1 pseudogene is annotated in these 234 nt (G+C 42.7%); it reads right to left on the reverse strand.

Features of this window, described 5'->3' with window-relative positions:
• Window positions 1-234: pseudogene (locus tag ACTHSP_RS24150) on the reverse strand (CHAP domain-containing protein); the annotation flags it as partial.

A 234-nucleotide genomic window follows, 5' to 3' on the forward strand; every position in this document is an offset into this window, starting at 1 on the left:
CTAAACGATCGACCGCCATAGCTGCGCTGTTCTTGAACTTGTGGAGTATTTTGAGCAACTTCTTGAGCCTGATGTTGTTGTAAGGTCTCTCGCAACTCATCTCTAATATTTGCCACCACATCGGCATTGTCAGCCAATGCTTTGGCTGTGAACGTGCCAACTTTGTCGTGTTTTAAGCCGCTTAACAAATTTTGCAATTTATCCTTTGAAGAAAGTTCGTTTACAGTGGATGAT

The organism is Neisseria sp. P0001.S005 (assembly GCF_051963715.1).